The sequence below is a fragment of the Desulfovulcanus ferrireducens genome (genome assembly GCF_018704065.1).
Taxonomy (GTDB): domain Bacteria; phylum Desulfobacterota; class Desulfovibrionia; order Desulfovibrionales; family Desulfonatronovibrionaceae; genus Desulfovulcanus; species Desulfovulcanus ferrireducens.
In genome coordinates, this window is record NZ_JAGUQP010000058.1 from 1 (window position 1) to 1,714 (window position 1,714).

3 protein-coding genes are annotated in these 1,714 nt (G+C 48.6%); all 3 read left to right on the plus strand.

Going from position 1 to position 1,714, the window contains the following annotated elements:
* The first annotated feature begins 1 nt into the window (after position 1).
* On the plus strand, positions 2–328 hold the full coding sequence (locus KFV02_RS11365) for a P-II family nitrogen regulator (protein ID WP_252381667.1): 327 nt from the start codon (positions 2–4) through the stop codon (positions 326–328).
* Positions 329–340: 12 nt separating this feature from the next.
* The gene (locus KFV02_RS11370) at positions 341–736 is read left to right on the plus strand and encodes a P-II family nitrogen regulator (protein ID WP_252381668.1); all 396 of its coding nucleotides are present in this window, start codon (positions 341–343) and stop codon (positions 734–736) included.
* Positions 737–749: 13 nt separating this feature from the next.
* A partial coding sequence (locus KFV02_RS11375; protein WP_289510160.1) for a nitrogenase component 1 occupies positions 750–1,714 on the plus strand: 965 nt, incomplete at its 3' end.

Consider the following 1,714-nt stretch of genomic DNA (forward strand, 5'->3'; position numbering starts at 1 on the left):
TATGATCATGGTTCGTGCTATTATCAGGCCGGAAAAGAGCACAGAGGTAATGAAAGCATTGCTTGAGGCAGGTTATCCAGCCGTGACTAAAATCGAGGTTTCAGGTCGGGGTAAGCAACGGGGGTTAAAGCTTGGCGAAATGGTTTATGACCAGCTAGCCAAGGAGATGCTCATGGTCGTGGTCCCTGAACGGGAGAAGGAATTCGTGGTCAGGGCCATACTGGAGAGTGCCCGTACAGGGGAAAAGGGAACCTTTGGTGATGGCAAGATTTTCATCTCTGCTGTGGAGGAGATCTATACTATTAGTTCCGGTAAAAAAGAAGCTTAAGGGGGAACCGGTATGAAGGAAGTTATAGCCATCATCCGTCAGAACATGATCAATCGTACCAAGGACGTGCTGGTCGAAGCCGGGTTTCCGGCATTCACAGCAGCAAAGGCCTCTGGCCGGGGCAGACGTCCTGTGGATTTTGAGCTTTTGCAGGCAATTAATGAAGACCCAAGCGAGAGCGCTGATGTACTCCCGACTCTGGCCCAGGGAGGCCGTCTTATTCCCAAACGGTTGCTCTACGTGGTGGTCCCTGACGACAAGGTGACCGATTTAGTAAATCTCATCATTAAAACCAACCAAACCGGCAGTCCGGGCGACGGGAAAATCTTTGTGCTGCCTATGGACGATGTCATCCGGGTCAGAACCGGGGAGTCCGGAGATAAAGCTGTCGACGAAATGAAAGGGTAAAGGAGATAAATTTATGCCGAATTTAAAAACACTTCCAACCATTGATTTGGATGAATGGGTAACTGATGTCATAAATCTTTACCCGGCCAAGGTGGCCAAAAAACGCAAGAGACATATGGTGGTGCGTAAAGATGGAGAAGAGGGGAAGAACCAGCAGATTGAGGCCAATGTGCGCACCGTACCGGGTATTATCACCCAGCGCGGTTGTTGTTACGCCGGATGTAAAGGCGTTGTTATCGGGCCTTACGGTGATATGGTACACATAACCCATGGCCCTGTAGGCTGTTCTTTCTATTCCTGGCTGACCAGGCGCAACCTATTCAAGCCGCGTGAAGACGGATATAATTTTTTGTCCTACTGCTTTACCACTGACATGCAGGACGAGGACATCATTTTTGGCGGAGAAAAGAAGCTGCGCGCTGCCATAGAAGAAGCCTACAAGCTCTTCAAGCCAAAAGCCATTGGCGTTTACGCTACCTGTCCTGTGGGGCTTATTGGTGATGATGTTCAGCAGGTAGCTAGGGAAGCGAGCCGCGATTTAGGCATTCCGGTACTGGCTTTTAATTGTGAGGGGTACAAAGGCGTTAGCCAGTCAGCAGGGCACCATATCGCCAATAATAAAATTTTCGAGCAAGCCATAGGGCTTAAAGACAAAGAGATTGAGGGTTTTACCGTAAATATCATGGGTGAATACAATATTGGCGGTGATGCCTGGGAGGTTGAACGCGTATTCAAAAAATGTGGTGTTAAAGTGGTAAGTACCTTTAGTGGAGACGGCTCCTATGATGAAATGTGTGAAGCTCATAATGCAAAGCTGAACCTGGTTATGTGTCACCGTTCCATCAACTACGTGGCCGAGATGATGGAAACAGCTTATGGCATCCCATGGATTAAAGTTAACTTTATTGGCATTAAGGCCATGGCCAAGTCCCTGCGTAAGATAGCCCGTGTTTTTAATGATCCCGAACTGACCGAGCG

Coding starts and splice junctions, on each gene's coding strand:
- KFV02_RS11370 (WP_252381668.1), top strand. CDS start 341: ATGAAGGAAGTTATAGCCATCATCCGTCAGAACATGATCAATCGTACC.
- KFV02_RS11365 (WP_252381667.1), top strand. CDS start 2: ATGATCATGGTTCGTGCTATTATCAGGCCGGAAAAGAGCACAGAGGTA.